We start from the raw sequence: 5,790 nt of genomic DNA on the forward strand, positions 1-5,790 counted from the left end.
CGACCGCCAACGCGATCCGCTGGAGTGCTGAAGCCATCGACAAGATCTACGACGAAGTTGCCGCCACCCCGCACGATCAACTCGGTCTGGTGACCCGCGAGCCGTCCGGCGTAGTCGCCGCGATCGTGCCGTGGAACTTCCCGCTGATCATGGCCAGCTGGAAATTCGCCCCGGCTCTGGCTGCAGGCAACTCGTTCATCCTCAAACCTTCGGAAAAGTCGCCGCTCACCGCGATCCGCATCGCGCAACTGGCGCTGGACGCGGGCATTCCGAAAGGCGTGTTCAACGTGCTGCCGGGCTTCGGCCATACCGTCGGCAAGGCGCTGGCGCTGCACATGGACGTCGACGTGCTGGCCTTCACCGGCTCCACGGCAATTGCCAAGCAACTGATGATTTATGCCGGCCAGAGCAACATGAAACGCGTCTGGCTCGAAGCCGGGGGCAAGAGCCCGAACGTGGTGTTTGCCGACGCCCCGGACTTGCGCGCGGCAGCACAAGCGGCGGCCGGCGCCATTGCCTTCAACCAGGGCGAAGTGTGCACCGCCGGTTCGCGCCTGCTGGTGGAGCGTTCGATCCGCGAGCAATTCATTCCGCTGCTGGTGGAGGCGCTGCAAGCGTGGAAACCGGGACACGCGCTTGACCCGGCCACCACCGTCGGCGCCGTCGTCGATCAGCGGCAACTGGACAACGTGCTGCGCTACATCAGCATCGGCCGGGAGCAGGGCGCCGAGCTGATTGCCGGCGGCCAGCGCACCCTCGAAGAAACCGGCGGCACTTACATCGAGCCGACGATTTTCGACGGCGTGACCAACGCCATGACCATCGCCAAGGAAGAAATCTTCGGTCCGGTTTTGTCGCTGATCACCTTCGACACCGTTGAAGAAGCGCTGCAGATCGCCAACGACAGCATCTTCGGCCTCGCCGCCGGTGTCTGGACCAGCAACCTGAGCAAGGCGCACACCTTCGCCCGTGGCCTGCGGGCCGGCAGCGTCTGGGTCAACCAGTACGACGGCGGCGACATGACCGCACCGTTCGGTGGCTTCAAACAGTCGGGCAACGGACGCGACAAATCGCTGCACGCGTTCGACAAGTACACCGAGCTGAAAGCGACCTGGATCAAGCTCTGATTTTCTACAGCGGTGGTCGCTTCTGATGAGCGACCCTCGGAGAACAATAAAATGAAGCAACAACACGTCAACAGCTACTACGCCGCCACCCGCAACGAAGTCATCGACTTCCCGACCCTTGAAGAGTCGGTCGAGTGCGATGTCTGCATCATTGGCGCCGGCTACACCGGCCTGTCCTCGGCGCTGTTTCTCACCGAGGCCGGCTACAAAGTGACGGTGCTGGAAGCGGCGAAAGTCGGCTACGGCGCCAGCGGTCGCAACGGCGGGCAACTGGTCAATTCGTACAGCCGCGACGTCGATGTGATCGAAGAGCGCTACGGTGACAAGACGGCGGAAATCCTCGGCAGCATGATCTTCGAAGGCGCCGACATCATCCGTTCGCGGATCAAGGAATACGACATCAAGTGCGACTACCGCCCGGGCGGGATCTTCGCGGCGATGAACAAGAAACAGCTCAACGGCCTGGCCGAGCAGAAGCGCAGTTGGGAACGTTACGGCAACAAGAACCTGAAGATGCTCGATGCTGCCGACATCCGTCGCGAAGTAGGCTCCGACGCCTATGTTGGCGGCCTGCTGGACCTACAGGGCGGCCACGTGCATCCGCTGAACCTGGCCCTCGGTGAAGCCGCGGCCATCGTGCGTCTGGGCGGCAAGATCTACGAGCAATCGGCTGCCGTGGAAATCAAATACGGTGAGCCGAATGTGGTGCGTACCGCCAAAGGCCAGGTGCGCGCCAAGTACCTGCTGATCGCCGGCAACGCCTACCTGCCGCAAGGTCTGGACAACCGCGTGACCGCGAAAAGCATGCCGTGCGGCTCGCAGATCGTCGTCACCGAACCGCTGACCGAGAAGCAGGCGCGCAGCCTGATCACCAACAACTACTGCGTCGAAGACTGCAACTACCTGCTGGATTACTACCGTCTGACGGCCGACAACCGCCTGCTGTACGGCGGCGGCGTGGTCTACGGCGCGCGGGAACCGGACGACATCGAACAATTGATCCGGCCGAAGATCCTCAAGACCTTCCCGCAGCTCAAGGACGTGAAAATCGACTACCGCTGGACCGGCAACTTCCTGCTGACCATGTCACGCATGCCGCAATTCGGCCGCATCGAGAAAAACGCCTACTACATGCAGGGCTACAGCGGCCACGGCGTCACTTGCTCGCACCTGGCCGGCAAACTGATCTCGGAAATGATCCGCGGCGACGCCGAACGCTTCGACGCGTTCGCCTCCCTGCCACACATGCCAATGATCGGCGGCCGCACCTTCTCCGCCCCATTGACCGCCCTCGGCGCCGTCTACTACTCGCTGCGCGACCGTTTCGGCATCTAGTTACCTCCCCGGCGGCGGCCCCCAAGACCCCGCCGGTTTTTTAATGCTGTAGCAACACCGCCGATGTCACTGACACTCGGATGTCCAACTGTGGGGCCAGCCTGCTGGCGAAGAGGCCAGCAAAGGCAGCATCAACCCGACTGAAACACTAAAGAACCAAATGTAGGAGTGAGCCTGCTCGCGATGGCGCCAGCACAGGCACCAACACTCCCACAGAAACACTGCAAACCCTGTGGGAGCTGGCTTGCCAGCGATGACGGCCTGACAAACATCACCAGCCAACTGACGCAAAAGAGATCCAACTGTGGGAGCGAGCCTGCTCGCGAAGAGGCCATATCAGCCAACCTCCATGTCGTCTGACACACCGCTTTCGCGAGCAGGCTCGCTCCCACAGTGACTGTATTACCAAGGCCAGAAGGACTTTTGCCGCACCGTCCATCGAACCTGCTGAGCAACACCGGCAAACGTGATTTAATAGCCGCCTTTCACGGTTCCGGGACACGGGAGCAACGTGATCCGCGCCCTCGGCGCGTCACCCGCCACCCACCCCCATCGCCCTTAAGTCGTTCTCACATAAGGCTGTCATGGATACGGGTTCTCGACTCAAACTAGTACGCGAAAGCTACAAACTCTCCCAGCGCGAGCTGGCCCGGCGTAGCGGCGTGACCAATGCCACCATCTCCCTGATCGAACAGAATCGCGTCAGTCCTTCCGTCAGCTCGCTGAAAAAGCTGCTCGAAGGCATCCCGATGTCCCTGGCCGACTTCTTCACCTTCGACCAGCCCCCGCGCGAACACCAATACGTCTTCCGCGCCAACGAACAACCCGACCTGGGCCGCCACGGCCTGCGCCTGCTCCTCATCGGCGCCTCCGTCCCCAGCCGTCAGATGCGTTTGTTGCGCGAGCAATACGCCCCGGGCGCGAGCTCCGGCGAAGAGCCGATCGTGCATGCCGAAGGCGAGGAGTGCGGGTTGGTGACGCGGGGTACGGTGGAGTTGACCGTAGACGGGCAGGTGAGCGTGTTGAGTGCGGGGGATGGGTATTATTTTCCGACGACGCTGCCGCACAAGTTCCGGAATATCGGAGCGGATGAGGCTGAGATTATCAGTGCGAATACGCCGGCGAATTTTTGATCGCTATTTAGATAGGCATATGTTGTAAATAAAACCGACATCTTTTATTGGGTGTCGGTTTTTTTTCGTGGATGAAATGTTTGTAGGGTGTAGTGATATTATTTGTAGGAAGATTCTGCATTGGTGCGTGACGAAGCGAGGTTAAGAATGTTATGGCTCTTCTGGCATGTTTACACTGCGTGGTAGTTGATCCGAAGTCATTTTTGATAGTCCGTAGGCTTTATTTTTGGTGTTGTAGCTATGTGGGGAGGTGCGGGCTGTGAAATTAAATGATCTTCAGTGTTTTTTTCGTGTTTATTGTCTAATTCTTGCTTCTTCGTTTTTCTGGAGTGTAATGGTTGTAAACTGTATTAGTCAGTTTATAGAGCTTGAGGGGGAGTTGGTCTGGGTAGTGATTTCAGTTGTTTTTGTTCTATTTGCTTTGTATGGTTTTGCTTTTTCTGTTCCATCGCTTCGCAATATGCACGGTGGGAAGATGATCGAAGAAAAGCACTATAATCTACGATGGGTGTTAATCGAAATGGTCTTTTTGTCAATGATATTGGCCATTGCTTTTGTTCCTTTTATGATGGGCTTCGATTTTTTCAATGGTGTTTCGTACTGGGTGATAGCGTTTTTTCTATTCGTATTATTTTTTGGATTATTTTGCTATTTAAGCTTTTTTCAGCGTTCGTTTCGCTCTCGCCGTTAGTGGACTGGTTGTGTGATTATTTTTCAAGATTTGACTCTTTAATTGAGTTTAGCGTGAAGCTGTCAGTTAACGCTTCGAATGCTAAGGTTGGTGTTCCCATTTGCTCGTGGGCTCGTTCGTAGTTTACAGGGTCTCTATTGAAAAGTTGCACCGAATCTGGCTTTCTGACGAGATGCATCATGCCTCGAATAGACAGATAGAGATCTACGGAGTAATAGGTAAAATTACCGTTTCTGATGCCGAAAACTTTCTGATAACCCATCCTGATAGGACCCACAACACTGGGTTTGTCGGGGCCGTTGAAGATGTTTCCCACACCCTCATAAATGTTGTTGACGCGGTGCCCGATTAAGGCAATGCCCGTAATGCCAGCTTTACCTCGGGCGGCTCCAATCGCTAAGGCGCCAGCCTGAAGTTGCATGCTTCCCGCAGCGATGTTCACCCCATTCTGAAAATAAAACATAGATTTGGCAGCAAGCGCTGAATACTCATCCCTGAGTTCCTGTAATCCTTGCTTGGCACTAATGAAACCTTCATCAACCGCCCGAATAATTTCATTCGCATAATCCGAAACGATCTCGCTAAATCGAATCTGGTTGAAGCTGTCATACAACTGAGTCGCACCAATCTGGCACCCGAATGCGACCAGATCGGAAGCTGCCCGTGTGACGTCGCTGATGTCACACGAATCCTCATTCATCGTCATTTCCCCAAGTGCTGAAACCGCACGTGCCCGCCTGGATATGGGTCCAGCTGATTTCGCGGTAAGTGAATGACACCAGCTCCTGAGGCTGGGCGTCGTTCAAATGGATGGCGTGGGGGACCTGGAGGTTGATGTGGGCTATTTTTGCGCCGGTAATGTGGATTTTGAAGTATTTTTCTTGAGTGCCAGCGGCAGAGGTGCGGTAGAAGAAGATGGTGCACTCCAACACTTCGCGTTCGTGAAGTGCGGCGGACAGCAGGGGTGAAGATTTGTCGATGTGCTTGGTGATCATGATGGGCAAGTGTTTGCCCCGGTCGGCGGTAACGCCGCCGTCATTGCCGGTTGTCATGTTGTGGGAGTAGGCCAAGACCATGATTTCGTGCAGGTGACCCAGTTGGCATTTGTTGCCGATTGAATGGGTGTCGGAGCAACCGGCGGAGATCAGTCCCTGTCGATTTCCGGTAATAGTCATGTAACTGTGGTTGGCCATGAAATCTCTGCTTTAACGAATGGAAAACTCTTGTTTAAGAGTAATCGTCAACTAGAGCCGGAGCAGTGAGGCGCAGGCTCACTGCTGGTGATATTCGGAGGTGTCTTACAAGGGGCGTGGAAGTTATGAAGTGACTTCTCTGAAGTGCCATCCAGGTTTTCGCGGGTTAGATGACCTGTAGGCCGTGAACTGCACCCCTGTGGCGAGGGAGCTTGCTCCCGCTCGGCGACGCAGTCGGCGCAATTCGCGGTGTGCGGTGTGTCCGGGAGAAACGGACTATCCGGTTTTGGGCCCGCTTCGCAGCCTAGCGG

General features: G+C 56.3%; 6 protein-coding genes. 4 read left to right on the top strand and 2 right to left on the bottom strand.

Annotation, left to right across the window (positions count from 1 at the left end; genetic code table 11):
- The 4 genes from DBR18_RS21445 to DBR18_RS21460 form a co-directional block, all read left to right on the top strand.
- Positions 1-1,127, top strand: a 1,127-nt coding sequence (locus DBR18_RS21445) for an aldehyde dehydrogenase family protein (RefSeq protein ID WP_256588835.1), incomplete at its 5' end; no start/stop codon positions are given.
- 51 nt (positions 1,128-1,178) lie between these two features.
- Positions 1,179-2,462 carry an FAD-binding oxidoreductase gene (locus tag DBR18_RS21450; protein ID WP_108591818.1) on the top strand — a complete coding sequence of 428 codons (1,284 nt, stop codon included), beginning with the start codon at positions 1,179-1,181 and terminating at the stop codon, positions 2,460-2,462.
- Between the two features lie 584 nt (positions 2,463-3,046).
- Positions 3,047-3,595 carry a cupin domain-containing protein gene (locus DBR18_RS21455; protein WP_011333561.1) on the top strand — a complete coding sequence of 183 codons (549 nt, stop codon included), beginning with the start codon at positions 3,047-3,049 and terminating at the stop codon, positions 3,593-3,595.
- A 259-nt stretch (positions 3,596-3,854) separates the two neighbouring features.
- Positions 3,855-4,286, top strand: coding sequence for a hypothetical protein (locus DBR18_RS21460; protein WP_146188779.1), 432 nt, complete (start codon positions 3,855-3,857; stop codon positions 4,284-4,286).
- Positions 4,287-4,302: 16 nt separating this feature from the next.
- On the opposite strand, the gene DBR18_RS21465 is transcribed toward DBR18_RS21460, so the two are convergent.
- Together DBR18_RS21465 and DBR18_RS21470 are read right to left on the bottom strand one after the other, a co-directional pair.
- Positions 4,303-4,986: a DUF4225 domain-containing protein gene (locus DBR18_RS21465; protein WP_108591820.1), complete on the bottom strand. Its 684-nt coding sequence runs from the start codon at positions 4,984-4,986 to the stop codon at positions 4,303-4,305.
- Positions 4,979-5,479, bottom strand: coding sequence for an Hcp family type VI secretion system effector (locus DBR18_RS21470; protein ID WP_108591821.1), 501 nt, complete (start codon positions 5,477-5,479; stop codon positions 4,979-4,981). Before DBR18_RS21470 ends, DBR18_RS21465 begins: the two co-directional genes overlap by 8 nt.
- Positions 5,480-5,790 lie beyond the last annotated feature (311 nt).

Source organism: Pseudomonas sp. HMWF021, assembly GCF_003061005.1.
Taxonomy (GTDB): domain Bacteria; phylum Pseudomonadota; class Gammaproteobacteria; order Pseudomonadales; family Pseudomonadaceae; genus Aquipseudomonas.